We start from the raw sequence: 21,086 nt of genomic DNA, 5'->3' as shown, positions 1-21,086 counted from the left end.
TTCGGCGCGCCGATGCTGATCTTCCTGGCAGGGCTTCGCGGCATTCCGAAGGACCTCTACGAGGCGGCCGATATCGACGGCACATCACGGTTCCGCAAGTTCTATGCGATCACCCTGCCGATGCTCGCCCCGGTCGTGTTCTTCAATCTGGTGCTGCAGATCATCGAGGCGTTCAAGATATTCTCGCCCGCCTTCATCATCTCGAACGGCACGGGCGGGCCAGCCGACAGCCTGCTGGTCTACACAGTCTATCTCTTCAACGAGGCCTTCAAGTTCTTCCGCATGGGCTATGCCTCGGCGCTTGCCTGGGTGCTTCTGGTGATCATCGGCCTGTTCACCGCGCTTGCCTTCGCGACCTCGAAATATTGGGTGCATTATGAAAATGAACGCGACTGAGGCCGCGCTGGCCGAGACGGAACTGGAGGCCGAGCGCGACGAGGCGGCCCGCGTCGCGCAGGAATACAGGCTGGCGAAGAACAAGCGGGAGAGGCGGGCGCGGCTGTTCAAGCATATCTTCCTGATCGTGTTCTCGTTCATCATGCTCTATCCGCTGCTCTGGCTTCTGGCGTCTTCGCTGAAGCCGGAGAACGAGATATTCGGAAGCCTCGGCCTCTGGCCGTCAACCTTCAACTGGAGCAACTACACCGGAGGATGGGAGGCGCTGCCCGTTTCCTTCTCGATCTTCTACCGCAACTCGACCATCGTCACGGTGCTGTCGGTTCTCGGCAACCTGTTTTCCTGCTCGTTTGCCGCCTATGCCTTCGCGCGGCTGGAATTCACCGGAAAACGGCTGTTCTTCGGGCTGATGATGATGACGCTGATGATCCCCTATCACGTCGTCCTCATTCCCCAATACGTCATGTTCCTGAAGCTCGGCTGGGTCGATACCTACCTGCCGCTGATCGTTCCGCGCTTCCTGGCGTCCGACGGCTTCTTCATCTTCCTGATGGTGCAGTTCTTCCGCCAGATCCCGCGCGAGCTCGACGAGGCGGCGCAGATCGACGGCTGTTCGGCCTTCAAGATCTACTGGGCGGTAATCCTGCCGCTGTCGCTTCCGGCGCTGGCGACGTCGGCGATCTTCTCGATGATCTGGGTCTGGGAGGATTTCCTCGCGCCGCTGATCTATCTGAACGATATCCAGAACTACACCGTGCCGCTGGCGCTCAGGCTGTTCATCGACCAGGAGGGCAAGTCCGCCTTCGGGCAGATGTTCGCCATGTCGGTGCTTTCCCTGGTGCCGGTGGTGATCTTCTTCATCGCCTTCCAGAAACTCATCGTTCGCGGCATCGCGACATCGGGCATGAAGTAAGGAGGAGCTGAACGAAAATGGCTGAACTCAAACTCAGAAAAGTCGGCAAGTCCTACGGCACGCTGTCGGTGATGCACGACCTCAACCTGGAAATCCACGACGGCGAATTCCTCGTCCTCGTCGGTCCGTCGGGCTGCGGGAAGTCGACGCTTCTGCGCATGATCGCGGGTCTTGAGGAGATCACCGACGGGACGATCGCCATCAACGGCAAGGTGGTCAACGACCTTCCCGCCTCCAAGCGCGAGCTTTCCATGGTGTTCCAGTCCTATGCGCTCTATCCGCATATGAGCGTCAGGAAAAACCTCGCCTTCGGTCTGCAGAACCTGAAGATGGATCGCACCGAGATCGACCGGCGGGTGGACGAGGCGGCGCGGATCCTGCAGATCGAGCCGCTGCTTCATCGCAAGCCCCGCCAGCTTTCCGGCGGCCAGAAGCAGCGCGTCGCCATCGGTCGCTCGATCGTGCGCGAACCGCAGCTCTTTCTCTTCGACGAGCCGCTGTCGAATCTCGATGCCGAGCTTCGTGTGCAGATGCGCGTGGAACTGGCAAGCCTCTACGAGCGGCTGAAGACGACGATGATCTATGTGACCCACGACCAGGTGGAGGCGATGACGCTCGCGACCCGGATCGTGGTTCTGCGCGCCGGCAGGATCGAACAGGTCGGAACGCCGGAAGAACTCTACACGAAGCCTGCAAACCTCTTCGTCGCCGGCTTTATCGGTTCGCCCAAGATCAACATGTTCGAGGCGACGGTCACCGGCTCCGGCGCTGAACGCATGCTCGATCTCGAAGATTTCGGAACCCATCCCCTGCCGGTCGGGCTTTCCGCAGACCATGACCGCGTCACGGTCTGCGTGCGGCCCGAGGCGATCAAGCCGGAAAGCGGCACGATCCAGACGGAGGGACGGGTGCGCATCGTTGAATATCTCGGCAGTGAAACCATCGTTCATATCGATCTCCCGTCCGGCAAGACGCTGATTTTCCAGACCCATCAGATGGAGCGGCATCGCGTCGGCGAAACGGTTCGCGTCGGTTTCGATCCGGCCGATCAGCATCTCTTCGATGCGGACGGCCGGCGCATCGACATCGAGGAGGCGCTTCCCGCCTGACGTCCTGCGCCGTGCGCGCGGCAGACGGCGAGCGACCGGCGAGCGCTCGCTGCCTTCGGCACGCGGGGCAGTGAAACACGACGTGTGGCGGCGGCGCCGCTATTTCGTCGATTCACCTGTCGCAGGGCCAGAGCGCGTCCAGGTAAAGTGGAAACCGGTTTCCCGTCCGGACGCGTGGAAAGACAAGAGGTTGGAGCGTGTTCGCGAGTCACGGAAACGCGAAAATGTTCTAGAGCGCCGTGCACCCATTCGGATGCACAAAGGACGCTCTAACCTATTGAATCTACGCATCGTGCTTTCCGAAAATCGATTCCGATTTTCGGGCCGATGCTGTAGGCAGGTAGACAGGTAGGCACTAAAAGGCGCTGCGCTCCGGGTTTGACAAAACGCATGGCCCGGCGCGGCGAGGGAGCCGAAAATGGACGGATGCGACAGGTGGTGGAGGACTTGCAGTGAAAGACAACAGGCCGAAAACGGAGAATGTGGCCGCCGTCCTTAAGGTTTTTGCGGTGCTGGAGACGCTGGCGGAAAGCCGCAGCGCCGCCCTGGCGGAGATCGCCCATTGCGCCATGACCTCGAAAAGCACCACCCACCGCCTGCTGCATACGATGATGGAGCTCGGCTATGTGGCGCAGGATGAAGACAGCGAACGCTACGAACTGACGCCGCGCCTGTTCAGCCTCGCCGCCCAGACGATGAAGAGCCAGGCCGACATCCTGCGCGTTGCCGACAAGGCCATGGGCCGGCTGTCCCGCGCCACGGGGGAATCGATCAATCTCGGCATCCTCGACGGGCGCGAGCAGCGCGTCGTCTATATCCACCAGTATGATTCAACCTACAGCCTGTCGATGAACTCCACGCTCGGCAAACGCAACCCGTTGCATTCGACCTCGCTTGGCAAGGCGCTTCTTGCCTTCCGCGACGACGAGGAGATTGCGGAAAGGCTGGCGGAAATGCAGATGGAAGTGACCGCCCCCAACACGATAACCGACAAGGCGGTGCTGCGCGAGGAGCTTCTCGCGGTCCGCGCCGGCGGCTATGCGGAGGAGATCGAGGAGAGCGAGGCGGGCGTGCGCTGCATCGCCGCGCCGGTGCTCAACCATGTGGGCAAGTCGATCGCGGCGATCAGTATCGCCTTTCCGCTGTTCCGCTTCGACGAGGCCCGCAAGGACGACTATGTCGCGCTCTTGAAATCGGCGACCCATGACGTCTCGCAGGCGCTCGGTTACGTCGCCGAAAGCGCCTGACGCCATCCAGGCGAGCGGGGGGTCGCTCCCGCTCCTGCCGGCATTGCCCTACAGGTATTGCCGGAGATATTCGCTGAGGCAGAACATCGCCATCGCCTGGCCGTAGGGCATGGAGGTAAGCTTGATCTCCCGGTAGTGGTCGAGAACCGCGCCGATCGCGGTGCCGAAGGAGACGTTCAGCAATTCGCCGTCATCGCTGATATTGTCGACCACGCCCTTGACGGCGCGTTCCGCCGTTTCGAGATAGTCCTGGCCGATCAGACGCATCCGCACGCCTTTCAGGAGGCCGTAGGCAAAGCCCGCGGCGGCTGACGCTTCCTCATAGCTTTCAGGATCGTCAATCAGCGTATGCCAGAGGCCGGACGGGGTCTGCGTCTCCTTCAGCATGCGCGCCTGGCGACGATAGGTGGCGATCAGGTGGCGGGCGACCGGATCGCTTTCCGGAAGCTTGAGCATGTCGATGAATTCGGGGATGGCGATCGTCACCCAGCTGTTGCCGCGCGCCCAGAGCGCATTGGCGAAGCTGTGGTTCCCGTCAAACGTCCAGCCGTGATACCAGAGCCCGGTCCTGCGGTCGGCAAGATACTGGGTGTGGATCAGGAACTGGTACTTCGCCTCGTCGATGTAATCCGGCCGGTCGAGCACGAGACCGATCTTGGCGAGTGGCAGCACGGTCATCATCAGCGTGTCGTCCCACATCTGCTGGTGGTTGACCGAATTGTAGACGATGTGCTGGATGCCGCCGTCCTCGGTTCTCGGCATGTCATGCATCACCCATTCGGCCCAGCTTTCCAGGTAGGGACGCCAGACCGGATTTCTCGTTTCTTCGTAAAGATGGGCGAGCGTGAGGAAGGGCGCGACCGTATTGACGTTGCGCGTCGGCGTGCCCTCGGCCAGACGATCGGAGAACCAGCGGGTGATGATGTCGAGCGCCAGCGCGCTGCCGGTCATCTCCCGGTATTTCAGCAGGCCGTAGAGACCGATGCCGTGGGTCCATTCCCAGCCGGCCCAGCCCTTGGTGTCGATCACCCGGCCGTCATCCAATCTCAGCAGGAATTCGCCGGTCTCGTCCTTGATGTTGACGAGATTGTCGGCGAGCTTTTCGATCAGCGCGCAGACCGCGTCGCGCTCGATGAAGTGTTCCTTGCGCTGAAGAAGCGGATCCATTCAGTCCTCCCGGATTTCACATGCCTCATTCCCTCGCCTCACAGAGCATAATTGGCCAGAGGCGGCAACGCCGCAGCGCCTGAAAATGCGTCCCCCGAGGAACAAAAAGGCCGGGCGCATCCCGTCTGCGCCCGGCAAGTCATGCAGGAGAATGGATGAGACGCTTCAGGTCTCGACCGACGGATAGTCCTTGCCGCGCCAATGCTGCAATCTTGCGGCCATTTCACGCTGGAACGACAGCGGGCCGCTCTTGCTCATATAGGGCTCGTCATAGATGCCGATGAAGAGCGTCAGGTTGAGGAAGAAATGCGCGCCCATCTCGAACAGCGCCACATAGTCATGGTTGATCAGGGCCTCGCGCTCCTCATGGGTCAGGGCGTGGACGGTCGAAGCCTCCACCGCGTTGCCGAGGAGTTTCGGGCCGATCGACTGTTCCCAGGTGGCGACGAAAGTGCGCGGTTCGTCGATGTAGCGCTGCAGCAGTTCCGGGTCGCGGTCGACGGTATAGAGGAACTTGTTGACGTAATATTTGCTCATGCCGCGGTCTCCTTCGGATACCAGGTGAAATAGGCTTCCATCGTGTGGAAAAGGTCGAGATTGTCGACATAGTCCGCGCCTTCCGGACCGGCGACGCCGAGCATCAGGATGAAGTTCAGGAAGCCATGGGTGGCGTTGCCGCTTCCCGCCATGCTCTCATGGGTGACGTTTTCGAGAATAGCGTCGATATCGCCGGCCTTCAGCCACTCGATCGCTTGGCGGTCGAATGCCGGATCGGGACCGGTCTCCATGAACTGGCGCGGGCCGCCGAGTTCGAGCGACAGATGCCCCGTGCCAATTGCGGCAACGCGCTTGTCGGAGGGAAAATCGTCGATCGCCTTGCGGATCGCGCGGCCGAGCTCGTAGAAGCGCTTCGGCGTGTGCAGCGGCGGGGCGAAGATGTTGGTGTAGATCGGCACGACCGGAAGGTCGTTCTCGGGTCTCACCGTGATGATCGGGCAGATGATGGAGTGATCGATCTTCAGCTCGTTGGAAAAGGCGAAGTCGAAATTCTGGTGCATCAGGTGCTGGTGCATGAAGCGCGACATGTCCTCGTCGCCTTCCAGCACATATTTCGGGATGCCGAATTCGCGCTCCTCGTTATAGAAGGTCGCGTCATAGCGCTCCGCCTTGCCGATCAGGAATTGCGGGCAGTTGTCGAGGAAGATCTGGTGAAAATGATCGGAGCCGATCATCACCAGAACGTCCGGTTCCGTCCGTGCCAGGGTTTCCCGGTAGGCCTCGATCTTGCGCTTCCAGGTCGGCGCCTCGGGCATTTGTTGTTCGGGCGGCGCCGTGGTCGCCTTCAGGTAGAAGGGGTGATGGGTCGACGCCAGTGTTGCAACGAGTTTTGCCAATGCTCTCTCCTCTCGCGGATGTCCTCTCGCGCCCGCGCGGCCGATAGCGGTCGTCGCGGGCATCATTGTCTCGTTCGGGCCTGCCTCAATCGCCGAACAGCGAACGGGCAATCCCGGCCTTTTCGAAAATGTAATCGCGGCTCTTTTCCAGTTCGCCGCGCAGATGGGCGATGTCGGCGCCAACAAGCTTGCCCTGCCATTTGCGCACCTTGCCCGCCACCAGCACGCTGTCGACATTCGAGCGCTCCATCAGGGTGACGACCGTGCCAGGCACGTTGTTGAGCGGGGCGACATTGAGCGCCTCGGCGTCGAGCAGGATGATGTCGGCGTCCTTGCCCGGCGTCAGCGAGCCGGTGCGGCGGTCGAGCTTCAGGCCCTCCGCGCCGCCGAGCGTTGCCGCGCGGATCGCCTGGCGCGCCGTCAGAAGCGCAGGGTATTCCTCGCCGGCAAGCGCCTTCTCGTTGGCGAACATGCGCTGCAGCGTCACCATGGCGCGCATCTGGGTGAAGAAATCGGCCGTCATCGTGCACTCGACATCAGTGGAGAGCGAAATGCTCATGCCATAATCGAGCGCCTTCTGGATCGGCGGCGTGCCGTGGCGCATCTGCATCTCGATCGGCACGGACAGCGAGATATGGGCGCCGGCGTCGCGGGCATATTTCCAGCCGTCTTCCGACATGCCGGTCATGTGGATGAAGATATTGTCCTCGCCGAAAGCGCCGTTTGCGCCGAGGCCATCGAAGGTCGGCTGCATGCCGAACGTGCCGACGACGTGGAGGGCGATCGGAAGATCCAGGTCGCGCCCGGTCTTCCACGACTGTTCATGGAAGGGCAGGTAGATTTCGCCGCCCATGATCATGGTCATGAGCTGGTCGTTCGATGAGAAATACTGCTCGCGCAGCCGCGCCGCGTCGCCCGGATATTGCGCGTCATCGCCCCAGCCCTCGAAATAGCCGAAGACGGAACGGCGGCCGGACTCTTTCAGCGCCGAGATGACGGCGTCGGAATGGGCGGGCGAATGGTGGATCTGGCTCACATCCATCACCGTCGTCACGCCGGCATCGAGCTGCGACAGGGCGCCGAAGAGTTCGTTGATGTAGACATCCTCCGGCCGGTAGACGAGGGAGAAGGACTGCAGCACGGTCTCGTAATAGTTCTGGGCGTTTGCCGGCAGGCCGTCATTGATGAGGATGGCGTTGGCGAGCTGGCCGCGCAGCGCGGTCTCGAACTGGTGGTGATGGGTGTCGATAAAGCCGGGCATCACGATCTTGCCGGACGCATCGATGACGATGGCGTCATTGGCGGAAATGGTTTCGGCAATCTCGATGATGCGCGATCCCTCGATCAGGATATCGCCCCTTTCGAAATCGCCGACACTGTCATCCATGGAGAGGATGATGCCGTTCCTGATCAGCGTGCGCTGGCCTTCACGGCCTGCTGCCTCCGGCAGGCCCTCGGCCACAGGCGCGGCGGCTACCGTCGCGCCCGTGCCGCCGCCTGCTGGGCCGAATGCCGGGTAGGGCAGATGTCGCCTGGAAATGTCGCAAAGCCTGCACATGGTTTCTCCTCCCTTGGACCTGCGCGGAAAACCTGTCCTTCGGTCAGGTCCTCATTGTCGATTGCAGAACCGGATACCGGCTCATGGCATGCGCGATATGCGATGCCGCCTCCCTGAGCGCGGGCAGCCGTTCTGCGATCATGCTCTCGGGGGTCACCATGCCGGTGTAGCCCGAGGTGTTGAGCGCCGCGATCGTGCGGCCTTCGAAATTCCTGATGGGAACCGCAAGCGCGGTGATGCCGTAGTCGAGCTGGTCGACGGTCGTCGCATAACCATCCGCGCGGACGGCCATGATCTTTTCGCGCAGGACAACGGGGTCGGTGACCGTCTTGGAGGTCAGCGCCTCGAGCTTCGCCGTCTGAAGGAAGTGTTCCAGCGCCTCGTCGGATTGTCCGGCGAGAAGCACGCGGCCGAGCGAGGTGGCGCCTGCGGGATAGCGCGCGCCGATGACGGCAGCGGCGCGGCGGGCGCGCTGGACCGAGACATGGGCGACATAGATCACATGGTCGCCGTCCAGCGTGCCCACGGAAGACGCGTCGCCGAACTGTTCGACCAGCGCCCTCAGATTGGGCTGCAGCACCTCGTCGATATGGGCGGAGAAATAGAAGGCTGAACTCAGGGTCATCACCTTGGGTCGCAGGTGAAAATGCTTGTTGGTCTGGCCGACATAGCCGAGCGTCTGCAGCGTGATCAGGCTGCGGCGCGCGGCTGCCGGCGACAGGCCGACGCGGCGCGCCACCTCGCTCAGCGTCATCTCGGAATGGGCGGCGTCGAAACATTCGAGGATCGCAAGCCCCTTGGCGAGCGCTTCCACAAATTCAGCGGGTCGTTCGCTGTCATCGACGATTTTCAGAACTTCAGCCACGTCAGTTTTCCTCAAGAACAAGTTCCCTAAAACGCCAGAGTGGGTGAGCCGCGTAACGAAAACAAGGCTCAATCTCCCCGCGTGCGGGACCTGATCTTTCTCCCTGTGAGAGCGCGTTCCCGGCCCGCCGGACCGGCCACCGCGCTTTCAACTTGACGCTAGACTAATTGCTCTCTACGATTTCGGCAAGAGGAAATTATTTCGCATACCGAAAAGGGAGTTTGTTGTGCGAATTGGAAAACAAGACGGCGCCTTCACCGCCATTGCTGAATCCGATGCCGAAAGCATCACCGTGCGCGGCTTCGACCTGTGCGACGATCTCATCGGGAAAATCGATTTCAGCGACTATTTCTGGCTGCTCGTGACCGGCGAAAAGCCAAATGCCGCACAGCGCCGCATGATGGATTCCTGCCTTGTCGCCATTGCCGAGCACGGGCTCGTGCCGAGCGTGCAGGCCGCGCGCATGACGCTTGCCGCAGGACCGGACGCCTGGCAGGGCGCCATGGCCGCCGGCATTCTCGGCATGGGCAGCGTGGTTGCCGGCTCTTCCGAACAGGCCGGTCGTTTTCTCGTGTCCGTTGTCGAGGCGGCCGACCGGATGGACGGCGACATTGAGAAGGCGGCGACGGAGGCCGTGTCCGCGCTCAATGCCGAGCGCCGAAAGGTGCCTGGCCTTGGCCATCCGCAGCACTCCGCCGGTGATCCGCGCGCCAAAAGGCTGCTCGCCGTCGCCGAAGAGGAGGGCATTGCCGGCCGCTATATCGAGGCTCTGCGGGTGCTGGCAGAGATCGCGCCGAAGATCGTCAGCCGTCCGTTGCCCATCAATGTCTCGGGCGCAATCCCGGCGACGATCCTCGATGCCGGCTGGCCGGTCGATGCGCTGAAGGCTGTTCCCATTCTCGCCCGCACGGCCGGGCTTTCCGCGCATCTTCTGGAGGAAAGCCGGCGCTCGATCGGCTTCATCATGTCGCACAAGGCGGATCTGGCGATCGAATATGACGGCGAGAAGCCTGCAAACAAGAACGCGGAATAGGGAGAAGCCGGATGGTCAAGATCCTCAAGAATATCAGGGTCATCGAGCTCGGAACCTATATTACCGGTCCCGCCGCCGCCATGCATCTCGGCGACCTCGGCGCCGATGTCATCAAGGTGGAGCGGCCGGGCGCCGGAGACCCCTTCCGCGCCTTCAAGGGCGGGCTCTATTCGCCGCACTACCAGACCTACAACCGCAACAAGCGCTCGATCGCGATCGACACCAAGGACCCGGACGAACTGGCCTTCCTACATGATCTCGTCTCGACGACCGATGTGTTCATCCAGAACTTCCGCCCCGGCGTTGCCGAACGTCTGGGCGTGGGGGAGGCGGATTTGCGCGCGGTGAAGCCGGACCTGATCTATTGCGCGATTTCCGGCTTCGGCCAGTCGGGCCCGGCGCGCGACCGGCCGGCCTTCGACACCGTTGCCCAGGCCGCAAGCGGCTTCCTGAGGCTTGTGACGCCGCCGACCAATCCGCGCGTTATCGGACCTGCGATTGCCGATGCGCTCACCGGGCAATACGCCGCCATGGCCATTCTCGCCGCCCTTCTGGAGCGCACGAGCACGGGCAAGGGGCGCCGCATCGATATCTCGATGCTGGAGGCGATGACCCATTTCAATCTCGACAGCTTCACCCATTATTTCGCCGTCGGCGAGGTGATGGGGCCTCTGTCGCGGCCGACTGTCTCCCAGAGCTACACGTTCGAATGTTCGGACGGAAAATGGGTGGCGATCCACATGTCCTCGCCAGCCAAGTTCTGGGAAGGGCTGCTTCAGGCGACCGGACAGGGACAGCTAGCCGATGATCCGCGCTTTGCCGAACGCCTGGAGCGCATCCAGCATCAGGACGATCTCATCGAAATCCTGACGCCTGTCTTCAAGACGCAAACGCGCGATCACTGGTGCGAGAAGCTGCTCGAGGCCGGCGTGCCGCATGCGCCGGCCTACGACAGCGACGAGGCCCTTGATGATCCGCAGGCGCAGCACTTGAAGATCGCCGTCGAGATGGATCATCCCGAAAAGGGAAAGACCAGAACCGTGCGTCCGCCCTACAGCTTCGATGATCAGGTCGAAACAGAGATCGATGCACCGCCGCTGCTCGACCAGCACGGCGCGGAAATCCGCGCAGAAATTGCGCGCCACAAGGCGGGCTGAACGAGGCGCGTCCACAACGGCCACAATAGAGAGGTGACCGGCATGCAACAGACAGAGACCGTTCCGGCGACAGCCGTGATGGAAGCCAGCAAGGCCATGCTGCAGAAGAAGTTGTTCGCCATCTTTACCGAGGCGACGAACGGCATGGGTCCGGTGTTTGAGAACATGGAAGCCCATCTCGCCTATCAGGTCGGACTGGAACGGGACGGCGTGCTCTATGCCGCGGGTCCGCTCTTTTCCGATGACGGCGAGAGCTGGGCGGGCGAGGGCATGGTGATCATCCGCGCCGAAAGCGCGGAAGCCGCAGCCGAGATCGCCCGCAACGATCCCATGCACAAGGCGGGCGCGAGACGTTTCAGGGTGCGCCCCTGGATGATCAATGAGGGACGGGTTTCCCTTCGGCTGGACTATTCGACACAGACATTCGTGATGGACTGAACGCATCTTTCGGGAGGAGAAAACATGCGCAATTTTCTGAGACTGACGACTGTCGCCATGGTGGCGATGCCCTCGGCGCTGTTCGCGCAGGAAACCATCAACCTGACGGTGGCTTCCAGCCATCCGACGGTGATCCCGTGGGTGGGGATGATCCAGACCCACTTCATGGCGAAGACCGATGAAATCCTCGCCGAGACCGGCGATTACAGGATCAACTGGAACGAGGCCTTCGGCGGCCAGCTCTACAAGGCGAATGCCACGCTGTCTTCCGTCGAGGAAGGCATCACCGATATCGGCTGGGTGTTCTCGCTGCTGGAACCGGCGAAGCTGCCGCTCAGCCAGGCGACGAGCTACGCGCCGTTCTCCACCGCCAATCCGCAGCTTCAGCTTGAGGTGATGGAAGATCTGATGGAGAACAACGAGGCTTTCCGCGAGGAGTGGGAGCAATATAACCTCAAGGTTCTGGGGCTCACCGGGACCGATATGTACGACATCTACACCAAGGAGCCGATCGAAGGCATCGCCGATATCGACGGCATGAAGATCTCCGCCCCCGGCGTGCTCGGCACCTGGCTGCGCGGAACCGGCGCCAATGCCGTGGACGGCGCGCTGACCACCTTCTACACCGATATCCAGACCGGCGTCTCCGACGGCGTGCTGACGCTTGCCCTTGGCGCCAAGCCGGCGAAGCTCTACGAGGTCGCGCCCTATCTCAACCGCTTCGACGCGGCCGTGTCCTTCTCCGGCGCGCTCGCCATCAACCGCGATATCTGGGACACGCTGCCGACGGAGGTCCAGGACGCGATGATCGAGGCCGGCAAATATTACACCGCCGCCCACGGCAAGCAGCTTCTGGAAGGGCACGAGGCCGCTCTCGAGGCGATGGTGGAGCTCGGCGCCGACCAGAACCCGCCGGTGACCCTCGTCGAAATGCCGGAGGAAGAGCGCGAGGCCTGGGTTGCCATGCTGCCGGACCTTGCCGGCGAATGGGCCGATAATCTGGAGGCCCAGGGGCTTCCGGCGCGCGCATTCCTGAACGCCTATATGGATGGTCTGCGCGAGCGCGGCGAGACGCCGATGCGCGACTGGGACCAGTAAGGCGGCCCGATGTCATCCACCACCGAAAGCGCCCGTCATCCAGACGGGCGCTCCCCGAACGCCTTCGGACGCGCCTGGCACATGCTTGTCGATGGTCTGGCGGCGCTTGGAACCGTGCTCATTCTCGTGCTGATGCTGGTTATCTCCGCCGACATCTTCATGCGCAACCTGCTGGGCTCGTCGCTGCCGCTGGTCTCCGAACTCGGGGCGCTGCTGCTGGTGATGATCGTCTCGCTGCAGCTTGCCACCACGATCCGCGCCGACCGGCTCGCCCGCACGGAGATCTTCTTTCCCGCCTTCAGGCTGAAGCGGCCGGTGGCCGGCAGCATCCTGTCGGCGCTTTTCAACCTGACCGGAGCGGCGATGATCGGCCTGATCGCGTGGTCGAGTTTCCTTATCCTGCAGAAGGACTGGGCGTCGGGCGAGTATATCGGCGTCACCGGCATTGCCACCCTGCCCGTGTGGCCTTTCCGCGCCTTCATCGTCCTCGGCGTCAGCGTCGCCGCGCTCGAATTTCTGGCGCGTGCGCTGAGCGACCTTGTTGCCTGCCGCAAAGCTGGAGAGCACACATGAGCCCGCTCGAAATCGGAGGGCTGGCGATCGCCGGCCTGCTTGTTCTGATCTATGTCGGCATGCCGATCGGCGTCAGCATGCTGTTCGTCTCCTTCATCGGCGTTTCGGCGATTCGCGGCGAAGCGGTATCGATGCGCATGCTCGGCGCCGTCGCCAACAATTCGCTTAGGGAATATCTTTATGCCATCGTGCCGCTTTTCGTGCTGATGGGTCTCCTGGTGACGATCTCGAAGGTCGGCAAGGACACATTCGACGTTTTCCAGCGGCTGATGGGCCGGATCACGGCCGGACTCGGCATCGCCACGGTCTTCGCCAATGCCGTGTTTGCGGCGATCACCGGTGTTTCCATCGCGTCCGCCACCGTGTTCAGCCGGGTCGCGGTGCCGGAGATGACGCGCCACGGCTATACCGCCAAGTTCGCGACCGGCGTCGTTGCCGGCTCCTCCGTGCTCGGCATGCTGATCCCGCCCTCGCTGCTGATGATCGTCTATGCGGTTCTGGCCGAGGAATCGGTCGGTCGGATGTTTCTCGCCGGCGTCGGCCCGGGGCTTCTTCTGGCGGTTGCCTTTTCGGTCACCATCTTCCTGCTGGCCTGGCTGAAGCCGGATTTCGTGTTTACGCCGGAAAAGCCGGAAACCCACGACGCGGAGATCGGCTGGCTGGCGCTTGTCCGCAAGGCGGTGCCGATCATCTTCCTCATGCTGCTCGTGCTGGGTGGGCTCTATGGCGGCTTCCTCAACCCGACCGAGGCCGGCGCCGCAGGCGCGCTGGGCGCCCTCTTGATCGCGCTTCTGCGCCGCTCTCTGACGCCGCGTTCCTTCTGGCGCCTTCTTGTGGAAACCGGGCAGATCACCGTTTCGGTGCTGTTCCTGATCCTTGCGGCCACCTTTTTCAGTCGCATGCTGGCGCTTTCGGGCGTCCCGCGTTTCCTGGCGGAGACCATGCTGTCGGGTCCGATCGGCCCTTATGGCTTCCTGCTGCTCTACCTGCTCCTGATCGTCGTGCTCGGGTGCCTGATCGATTCCATCTCGATCATGCTGATCCTGCTGCCGATCGCGCTTCCGGTCGCGGAAGCCGCGGGCTTCGACCTGATCTGGTTCGGCGTCCTGACCGTGGTGGCCGTCGAGGTCGGGTTGCTGACGCCGCCTTTCGGCCTTTCGGTCTACATCATCAAATCCGCGATCAACGACCGGTCGCTGAAGGTCTCCGATATCTTCAGGGGCGCTCTTCCCTTTGTCGGCGCCATGCTGGTCTCGCTGGCGCTGATCGTCGCCTTCCCGGCGATCGCCACCTGGCTCGCGCGCCTTTGATCCCGAGGCGCTGCCGCAATCGTCGGCAGTGCCAGACGTCGCATCCGGAAGGAGAATCGCCGGCCTCTTTTTGACAAAGGTAAATTTAAGGGAGATTATGTCTGCTCTCTATTATGAGATGCACAGTAAAGGCGCTCTCCCATGCTGGCGACTCCGATCGTGCAGTTCGGCACCAGCCGATTTCTTCAGGCCCATGCGGACCTCTTCATTTCAGAGGCGCTGAAGGACGGAAGGGCGCTCGGCCCCATCACGGTCGTGCAGACGTCGGGGGATCCCGGCCGGGCGAAAAGGCTGAAAGCCCTGGCCATGAAAGCCGGTTTTGACGTGCGGGTGCGCGGTCTCATTCAGGGCGCGCGCGTCGATGACGTCCGCACCGTCACCAGCGTCAGCAAGGCCCTGTCGACGGATATCGATCGTCCGGAGGTTGAGCGGGTGTTGCGCGACGAGGCGGAGATCATCCTCTCCAACACCACCGAGCACGGGTTTCTGCCCCGACCGGCGGACAACGGTTCGACCTTCAGCCAGGCCATGTCCTTTCCTGCCAAGCTCGCCCATTTGCTGTTTTCGCGCTTTGCGGAAAATGCGCGGCCCTTGCAGGTCATGCCCTGCGAACTGCTGCACAAGAACGGCGCGGCGCTGAAGGCGCGCGTCCTGCCTGTTGCCGAACGGCTTTCGTCCGAATATGCGCGTTGGCTGGAGACCAGGGTGCTCTGGGTGAATTCGCTCGTCGACCGGATCGTCTCGGAACCGCTGGAACCGGCAGGCGCGGTGACCGAGCCCTATGCGTTATGGGCGGTCGAAGCCTGCGTCGGTCTGACGCTGCCCTGCGCGCATCCGGCGCTGAAGGTCGTCGGCGACCTCGACGACGTCGAAACCATGAAGCTCTTCATCCTCAATCTCGGCCATACCTACCTTGTCGAAAACTGGAGGCGGGCGGATGCGCCACAGTCCTTCGTGCGCGAACGCATGGATGACGCGACGATCCGCAAGGACCTCCTCGATCTCTATACGGACGAGGTGCTGCCGGCCTTCGCCGCGGAGGGACGCGGCAGGGAGGCGGATCGCTATATCGACGAGACGCTTGACCGCTTGGCCAACCCCTATCTCGACCACAGGCTCGTCGATATCGCCCGCAACCATACGCAGAAGGTCGCGCTTCGCATCGGCGGCTTCCTCGCCTTCGCCAACCGCGCCGTGCCCGGATACCGGGCGCCAAGGCTCGAGGCCATTCTCGCCCGCCATGCGGACTGAAGCTTCTTATCGCTCGTTGCCGAAATACTTCCGGCTCAGCTCCGTGACAAAGCCGTTTTCCTGCAAGGCGAGAAGGCGCACAGTGACTGGATAGATCAGCGTGTCCTGGCCATAGGGCAGGGCGAAGCCGAACTTGTCCGGCGCAAAGAGCCGCCCGACCACATCAAGGCCGAGCCCCGGATTCTGCGCCTTGTAATATTCCAGCACCGGAGCGTCGGCGACCAGCGCGTCGACTTCGGCGCTGCGCAAGCCATCGACCGCCTCCTCGATCCCGCCATAGGTGATGAAATTATAGCCCTGCCGGCGGGCCAGGGCCTCCGCGGTCGAGCCGCGAAAGACACCGACCGTGCGGCCCGGCAGATCATCAGGGCCGGTGATGCTGCCGGTAATCGCGATATTGGTCATCACGCTGGTGACGGAGGATGTGACATAGGCAACCACGGCGATGCCGATGACGAGCCAGAAGGCGGCGAACAGACGGCCGATCCAGCCGAACAGCTTTGTGCGGCTGGGAAGCGATCCCTTCGTGACCACCAGCATCACCGCATAGAAGCTTTCGGCCACGCCCTCGCGCCAGCGGCGGGGAAAATTCTTGTCGAAATGGCGGTCGAAGAAGGTGAGGCCGATCGTGCCGAGGATGATGAACACGAGGAGCCAGGCGTAATAGCGCAGATAGCCGGCCTCGGCGAGGCCGTTCCAGATATTCGCGAGCGAGGAGGCGGAGCGGTCATCGACCATGACCCTGAGGCCGGAATCGAACCAGGGCTGGGTGAAATCCACCACCTCGGCGCGGTCCTCGGTGATGGAGATGGCGCCGACGGCAACATCAAGCTCTTTCGCCCGCACGGCGGCGAGAAGGTCGGCGACGGTTGGATATTCGATATAGGTTGCCTTGATGTCGAGCCCTTCGGCGATCTCCTTCCAGAGTTCCGCGGCCATGCCGGTAAAGCGGCCATCCTCGTCACGCGTGACGAAGGGCGGTGTGGTGCGGTAGCCGACGCGGACTTCGCGCGGCATTTCCGCCTCCTTAGCCCATGCGCCGGACTGCGGTCCCGCAACGGGGCCCGACAACGAAAGCAAGAGGCCGAGCAGGATGCTGAAGCCTGCCGCCACAATCCGCGCTCTCCCGGTACTCGACATGTCTCGTTTGGTCCTTTCCGTTTTTACCGGCTATCCGCTGTAGCTCAGAATGAGAAATGCAATGAAGATCAGGAAATGTACCGCGCCTTGAAGGAGATGTGTCCGGCCGCTGGAAAAAGTGACGATGCTGACAGCGAGGATGACGATCAGAAGCAGCATATTGGCCGGTTCGAGCCCGAGTTCGAGATCGAGACCGAGCAGGCTTGAGATGACCAGCATGATCGGCACGGTCAGGCCGATGGTCGCCAGCACCGAGCCGAGGAAGATGTTGACCGAGGACTGGAGCCTCCGGTTCATGGCAGCGCGCACGCCACCGATCCCCTCCGGGGTCGTTACCAAGACCGCCATCAGGATGCCGCCGATGGTCGCCGGCACTCCAAGCGTCTCGATCACATAGTCGACGGGCCTTGCGAACTGCTCGACGAGGAAGACGACCGGAATGATGTAGCAGAACAGCAGCAGGACATGCAGAGCCGTCGGCGCATCGGAGGGCTCGTGCGTCTCGTTTCCTCCCTCTTCTTCTTCTGTCGGCTGGGAAAAGTAACCGCGATGCCGTCCGGTCTGGATCAGCAGGAAAATGACATAAAGCCCGGCCGCCATGGCCCCGACCATGATCTTCTGCAGGGTCGAGAGCGTCGGCCCGGTGGTTGAAAGCGTCAGGTCCGGCAGGATCAGGCTGAAGGCGGCAAGGGGAATGATCACGCTCAGATAGGCGTTGGCGCCCTGCAGGTTATAGGTCAGCTCCCGGTGGCGCAGCGCGCCGAGGAGAAGCGAGATGCCGACCATGCCGCCCATGATGATCATCACCACGGAAAACAGCGTGTCGCGCACAAGGGCCGGATTGTTCTCGCCATGCAGCATCACGGCGGTGATGCTCATCACTTCGATGCCGGTGATCGAAAGCGTCAGCACCAGCGTTCCGAGCGGTTCGCCGAGGCGTTCGGAGAGCGCTTCTGCATGGCGCACGACTCCGATCGCCGTGGCGAGGATGACCGAGAACAGCCAGGCCATGAGCGGCACGAGATGAAAGGGATTGGCGAGATCGGCGAAGAGTCCGTCTTCGAAGATGAGGACGACAAGGCAGGTCAGAAGCGTAAGGCCGAGAACGCGTTCGCGGCGGAGAATGCGCCCGAGGGGCGGGTAAGGAGCCTTTTTCGAGGCGGCTTCTGGCGTCGGCAAGCGCTGTTCTCCTCTCGTGGGCCCAGCATCGAGAGGATCAGGATGCGCCCGCCACATCTTTCGATTGCCATGATATCGCCATCATTTCAACTGTCTCGGTTGGAGACGCGCTAGTATTCCTTCTCGTAGAAGATGCCGCCGCTTGCTTCGCCGCGCGATCCCGCGGACCCCTTGACGATGAAGTTTCTGCCGATGTCGATGTTGACGCTTGCCCGCGTGCCGGTATCGCGGCTCTGCTCGACTTCGACATAGGTATTGCTGTTGAGATACTTGCCGACGCTGACGGCGGTATTGCCTGTCGAGTCGGTCGTCACGTCGAGATTGTCGATGCCGAGCACATCGCGGATCGAACCGAACAGCGACTGGTTGGTGCCGCCGGTCAGCTGGATCACCGCATCGGCGAGCTGCGCGATCTGCAGCGCCGACAGGTTCGACGAGGACTGGTTGAACAGAAGCTGGGCGAGGATCTCGTCATCGGGCAAAGCGGGCGTGGAACTGAGGCTCACCTGGGGATCGGTTGCAACGCCGGAGAGCGAAATGGTGATCGCCGTCGAGCCGGCCGTCGTCTGCGCCTGCAGATCGATGAGCGGAACGAGCGCGCCGCCGAAGGTGATCCGCCCGCGATCGAAATCGAAGCGCCGGTTGAGGATCGACAGGCGGCCGCGGATCAGGTCGAAGCCGCCTGTGATGACCGGATCGGCCGTGGTGCCCGAGACCCGGACGGTGCCTCCGAGTTCGGCGTCCACGCCGCGCCCCCTGACGAAGATAGCGTTGGGCGCCGCGATGGTGATGTCGAGGTTGAAGGCCGAGCGGGCATCGGTCGCCTGCTGCGGTGAAAGCTCGCTGGCCTGCCTTAAAACGGCGGCCGAGGCGTTTTCGTGCACGATGTTGATGTCGGCGATCGACGCCGGCAACCGGTCCGGGATAACGATGGCGGTTCTGCCGAGATCAAGCCGGCCGGAGAGCGTCGGCTGGCCGAGAAGCGGCCCCTCGAGGGTCAGCGCGCCATTGGCCGTCGTCGTCAGAAGGCGGCCGTCATTGATCACGGCATTGTCGGCCTCAAGCCTCAGTGAAGACTGGAAATCACCGGAAAGCGCGATACTGCCGCTGATGGTGACGGTTCCGCCGGCGGCCAGCCGTCCGGTAATGTCCTCGACCACCAGCCTGTCGCCGGAGGCGGAGACGCGGCCGCGGATATTGTTGATCGCCAGATTGCGTCTCAGATCGGTCACGCTGTCGATATTGACGTCGATGCCGCCGGAATAGGACGGCGCCTGCACGCTGCCGCCGATGGTCATGTTGACGTCCGCATTGCCGGAAACCGCGTAGCCGGCATTGGCGGCGACGACCGAGACGAGCGCGAGCGGCAGGCGACCGTTGACGGCGATGTCGAGCGGCATGCTGCCGGTAAGCCCGACAGAACCATTCGCCCGGGCTGAAAGGCCCTGCGCGTTGGTCAGCGTCGTGTCGGTGGTGACGCGGTTGCCCTCGTAGCGCCCGGAGGTGGTGATGGTGAAGGTCTGCCCGCCGATCGCGGCATTCTGTGCCACATTGGCGTTGTTCCACGACAGCTCGTAATTGGCCGTCGGGCTCGCAAGCGAGCCGCTGGCCGTCACCGTTCCGGAGATCGTGCCTTGCGCGCCGAGGCTCGGCACGAAATTATTGGCGATCGTGGCGTTGACGCCTGAGATATCGACCCTGAGGTCAAGTCGATCGCCGACGCTGCCGCGGGCGCTGACCGTGCCGCCGCCGATGCCGATGCGCAGGTTTTCGATATTGGCCGTGCCGTCGGCAATCGTAATCCTTGCCGGCTGGGCAAGACTGAGCGCGAGCGACATGGGCGAGCCTTCGAGCCTGGTGAGCTCGATCTCCATCGTCTCCGCGCGCGTCACCTTTGCCGCCGCGTTCACCGGCTGGCCGTCATAGCGGGCGGAAAGGTCAAAACTGGTCGTCGTGCCCTCATTGCGGGCCGAAAGGGAAATGTCGCTGATATTCTGCCCGCTCGCCGAGACCGATCCCACGGTGATCCTGCCGTTCGCCTTCAGTTCGGCAAGGTCGGAGACGGTCATGTCCGCCTCGATATCGCGCGCCGTGACCGTCGCGGCGGAAAGCCGGTCGCCGGAGGCATTCAGCGACAGGCCCAGCTTGTTTTCTGCATTGTCGAGCGCGATCCGGCCGGAAATGTCGCCGGAAGCCTCCTGGCCGGCGAGCCCGGCGAGAAGCTTCAGGTCGGGAAAATCGAAATTGATGCCGCCGGCCGGCAGGAAGCTGTCATTCAGCGTCAGGTCGCCGGAGAGCGTGTTGCCGCCGACCGCGCCGTCGATACCGGAAATCTCGATCTGTCCGTTGGTCGAACTGACGTTGGCTGCGAGCGAAAGCGGTGCATCGGCATAGGTTCCCTTTGCCGAAACCGATCCGGAGGGGGAGGCCGGATCGGCCTTGCCCTTGAGCGAAAGCGAGAAATTCTTCAGCGTCTCGCCGGACAGAACCAGGTTATCGGCGTTCACCGTCGCCTCGACCTCCGGGGCGGAAAGGGGACCGCTGGCCGAAGCGGTAATCTCCGCCGCGCCGCCCACTTGCGGGGCAAGCGTGCCAAGCTCGGAGAGTGCCGCCTTCACCGTGGCGTCGATCGTATCGCCGGAAAGGGCGACGTTGCCCGTTGCGCTGACGAGGCTGTTTTCGATCTTGATGTCTGAAAGCGTATAGTCGGCGGTCGCAAGATCCGCCGAAAAGCCGGTTTCGATCCGGGTCATGCCGCTGATCATCTCCGACGCTGGCGCGGGCAGGGCATCGGCAAGAACGAACAGGCGCGCATCGCCCGAAGCTTTCCGGCCATCCAAATCGTAGGAAATCGAGGTCGTGCCGCCGATACTGCCGCTCTCGAGTTCGGCAGAGGTAATCTCGATCATGGAGCCGGAGAGCGTGATGGGCGCGGAAAGCGAAATGGGCGCTTTGACCAGCTGGTTCAGGTTCTCGTTGTCAAACGAGATGTCCTCGACCGTCAGCGAGGTCTCGAGTGCGCCGTTCCTGTCCTTGAGATCAAGACCCGTTCCGCTGGCGACCAGGGCAATGCCGCCGGCGCTCACCTGCGGCATGGTCAGCCGGTCGAGCGTCACGGATGCCTCGAGATCGGCGCTGTCGGCTGCGCCCGTCAAAGCTAGCGTGACGTTTTCGATGGCGAGGTCGAGCGCATCTTCGCCGAGCGGCCAGGAGAAGGGCACCGGTCCGTCCGTGCCGTTCAGGGTCGCCTTCAGGTCG

Annotated in this window: 19 protein-coding genes; 11 read left to right on the top strand and 8 right to left on the bottom strand. The window is 62.6% G+C overall.

Annotated elements, in window-relative coordinates; all coding sequences use genetic code 11:
* From AC5DC2_RS05125 to kdgR, 4 genes are all read left to right on the top strand, one after another.
* On the top strand, positions 1-396 hold a 396-nt coding region (locus AC5DC2_RS05125; protein WP_491697720.1), incomplete at its 5' end, for a carbohydrate ABC transporter permease.
* A 142-nt stretch (positions 397-538) separates the two neighbouring features.
* The gene (locus AC5DC2_RS05120) at positions 539-1,309 is read left to right on the top strand and encodes a carbohydrate ABC transporter permease (protein WP_244435513.1); all 771 of its coding nucleotides are present in this window, start codon (positions 539-541) and stop codon (positions 1,307-1,309) included.
* A 17-nt stretch (positions 1,310-1,326) separates the two neighbouring features.
* Entirely contained in the window at positions 1,327-2,418 is a 1,092-nt protein-coding gene (locus AC5DC2_RS05115) for an ABC transporter ATP-binding protein (RefSeq protein ID WP_491697719.1), read from the top strand.
* Between the two features lie 452 nt (positions 2,419-2,870).
* Complete coding sequence (gene kdgR, locus AC5DC2_RS05110; RefSeq protein WP_024706930.1) at positions 2,871-3,665, top strand: DNA-binding transcriptional regulator KdgR; 795 nt, start codon at positions 2,871-2,873, stop codon at positions 3,663-3,665.
* A 48-nt stretch (positions 3,666-3,713) separates the two neighbouring features.
* Here kdgR and bglB read toward each other — a convergent pair whose 3' ends face one another.
* From bglB to AC5DC2_RS05085, 5 genes are all read right to left on the bottom strand, one after another.
* Complete coding sequence (bglB, locus tag AC5DC2_RS05105; protein WP_491697718.1) at positions 3,714-4,832, bottom strand: beta-galactosidase BglB; 1,119 nt, start codon at positions 4,830-4,832, stop codon at positions 3,714-3,716.
* Between the two features lie 165 nt (positions 4,833-4,997).
* On the bottom strand, positions 4,998-5,369 hold the full coding sequence (locus AC5DC2_RS05100; RefSeq protein WP_491697717.1) for a hypothetical protein: 372 nt from the start codon (positions 5,367-5,369) through the stop codon (positions 4,998-5,000).
* Complete coding sequence (locus AC5DC2_RS05095) at positions 5,366-6,226, bottom strand: DODA-type extradiol aromatic ring-opening family dioxygenase (RefSeq protein ID WP_491697716.1); 861 nt, start codon at positions 6,224-6,226, stop codon at positions 5,366-5,368. Before AC5DC2_RS05095 ends, AC5DC2_RS05100 begins: the two co-directional genes overlap by 4 nt.
* Positions 6,227-6,311: 85 nt before the next feature.
* Positions 6,312-7,784: an amidohydrolase family protein gene (locus AC5DC2_RS05090; RefSeq protein ID WP_491697715.1), complete on the bottom strand. Its 1,473-nt coding sequence runs from the start codon at positions 7,782-7,784 to the stop codon at positions 6,312-6,314.
* Between the two features lie 43 nt (positions 7,785-7,827).
* Positions 7,828-8,649, bottom strand: coding sequence for an IclR family transcriptional regulator domain-containing protein (locus AC5DC2_RS05085; RefSeq protein WP_491697714.1), 822 nt, complete (start codon positions 8,647-8,649; stop codon positions 7,828-7,830).
* Between the two features lie 226 nt (positions 8,650-8,875).
* Between AC5DC2_RS05085 and AC5DC2_RS05080 the strand changes: the two genes are divergently transcribed.
* The 7 genes from AC5DC2_RS05080 (at position 8,876) to AC5DC2_RS05050 (ending at position 15,509) form a co-directional block, all read left to right on the top strand.
* Positions 8,876-9,682, top strand: coding sequence for a citryl-CoA lyase (locus AC5DC2_RS05080; RefSeq protein ID WP_491697713.1), 807 nt, complete (start codon positions 8,876-8,878; stop codon positions 9,680-9,682).
* A gap of 11 nt (positions 9,683-9,693) precedes the next feature.
* The gene (locus AC5DC2_RS05075; protein ID WP_491697712.1) at positions 9,694-10,839 is read left to right on the top strand and encodes a CaiB/BaiF CoA transferase family protein; all 1,146 of its coding nucleotides are present in this window, start codon (positions 9,694-9,696) and stop codon (positions 10,837-10,839) included.
* A 42-nt stretch (positions 10,840-10,881) separates the two neighbouring features.
* Positions 10,882-11,277, top strand: coding sequence for a YciI family protein (locus AC5DC2_RS05070; protein ID WP_491697711.1), 396 nt, complete (start codon positions 10,882-10,884; stop codon positions 11,275-11,277).
* A gap of 24 nt (positions 11,278-11,301) precedes the next feature.
* On the top strand, positions 11,302-12,375 hold the full coding sequence (locus tag AC5DC2_RS05065; RefSeq protein ID WP_024706921.1) for a C4-dicarboxylate TRAP transporter substrate-binding protein: 1,074 nt from the start codon (positions 11,302-11,304) through the stop codon (positions 12,373-12,375).
* 9 nt (positions 12,376-12,384) lie between these two features.
* Entirely contained in the window at positions 12,385-12,948 is a 564-nt protein-coding gene (locus AC5DC2_RS05060; RefSeq protein WP_491697710.1) for a TRAP transporter small permease subunit, read from the top strand.
* The gene (locus AC5DC2_RS05055) at positions 12,945-14,258 is read left to right on the top strand and encodes a TRAP transporter large permease (protein ID WP_024706919.1); all 1,314 of its coding nucleotides are present in this window, start codon (positions 12,945-12,947) and stop codon (positions 14,256-14,258) included. Before AC5DC2_RS05060 ends, AC5DC2_RS05055 begins: the two co-directional genes overlap by 4 nt.
* A 141-nt stretch (positions 14,259-14,399) precedes the next feature.
* Positions 14,400-15,509, top strand: a complete 1,110-nt coding sequence (locus AC5DC2_RS05050) for a mannitol dehydrogenase family protein (RefSeq protein ID WP_491697709.1) — start codon at positions 14,400-14,402, stop codon at positions 15,507-15,509.
* Positions 15,510-15,515: 6 nt separating this feature from the next.
* Here AC5DC2_RS05050 and AC5DC2_RS05045 read toward each other — a convergent pair whose 3' ends face one another.
* The 3 genes from AC5DC2_RS05045 to AC5DC2_RS05035 form a co-directional block, all read right to left on the bottom strand.
* Positions 15,516-16,526 carry a transporter substrate-binding domain-containing protein gene (locus tag AC5DC2_RS05045; protein WP_491697708.1) on the bottom strand — a complete coding sequence of 337 codons (1,011 nt, stop codon included), beginning with the start codon at positions 16,524-16,526 and terminating at the stop codon, positions 15,516-15,518.
* Between the two features lie 153 nt (positions 16,527-16,679).
* Complete coding sequence (locus tag AC5DC2_RS05040; protein ID WP_491697707.1) at positions 16,680-17,828, bottom strand: calcium:cation antiporter; 1,149 nt, start codon at positions 17,826-17,828, stop codon at positions 16,680-16,682.
* Between the two features lie 110 nt (positions 17,829-17,938).
* The coding region (locus AC5DC2_RS05035) for a translocation/assembly module TamB domain-containing protein (protein ID WP_491697706.1) at positions 17,939-21,086 on the bottom strand (3,148 nt) is incomplete at its 5' end.

This window comes from Martelella sp., assembly GCF_984369615.1.
Note: the sequence above shows the minus strand (reverse complement) of the source record. Positions and strands in the feature narration are given on the sequence as shown.

Excerpts from the sequence above, each read along its gene's own strand:
- AC5DC2_RS05120 (WP_244435513.1), top strand. The coding sequence starts at position 539 with ATGCTCTATCCGCTGCTCTGGCTTCTGGCGTCTTCGCTGAAGCCGGAG.
- AC5DC2_RS05115 (WP_491697719.1), top strand. The coding sequence starts at position 1,327 with ATGGCTGAACTCAAACTCAGAAAAGTCGGCAAGTCCTACGGCACGCTG.
- bglB (WP_491697718.1), bottom strand. The coding sequence starts at position 4,832 with ATGGATCCGCTTCTTCAGCGCAAGGAACACTTCATCGAGCGCGACGCG.
- AC5DC2_RS05100 (WP_491697717.1), bottom strand. The coding sequence starts at position 5,369 with ATGAGCAAATATTACGTCAACAAGTTCCTCTATACCGTCGACCGCGAC.
- AC5DC2_RS05090 (WP_491697715.1), bottom strand. The coding sequence starts at position 7,784 with ATGTGCAGGCTTTGCGACATTTCCAGGCGACATCTGCCCTACCCGGCA.
- AC5DC2_RS05075 (WP_491697712.1), top strand. The coding sequence starts at position 9,694 with ATGGTCAAGATCCTCAAGAATATCAGGGTCATCGAGCTCGGAACCTAT.
- AC5DC2_RS05070 (WP_491697711.1), top strand. The coding sequence starts at position 10,882 with ATGCAACAGACAGAGACCGTTCCGGCGACAGCCGTGATGGAAGCCAGC.
- AC5DC2_RS05065 (WP_024706921.1), top strand. The coding sequence starts at position 11,302 with ATGCGCAATTTTCTGAGACTGACGACTGTCGCCATGGTGGCGATGCCC.
- AC5DC2_RS05060 (WP_491697710.1), top strand. The coding sequence starts at position 12,385 with ATGTCATCCACCACCGAAAGCGCCCGTCATCCAGACGGGCGCTCCCCG.
- AC5DC2_RS05055 (WP_024706919.1), top strand. The coding sequence starts at position 12,945 with ATGAGCCCGCTCGAAATCGGAGGGCTGGCGATCGCCGGCCTGCTTGTT.
- AC5DC2_RS05050 (WP_491697709.1), top strand. The coding sequence starts at position 14,400 with ATGCTGGCGACTCCGATCGTGCAGTTCGGCACCAGCCGATTTCTTCAG.
- AC5DC2_RS05045 (WP_491697708.1), bottom strand. The coding sequence starts at position 16,526 with ATGCCGCGCGAAGTCCGCGTCGGCTACCGCACCACACCGCCCTTCGTC.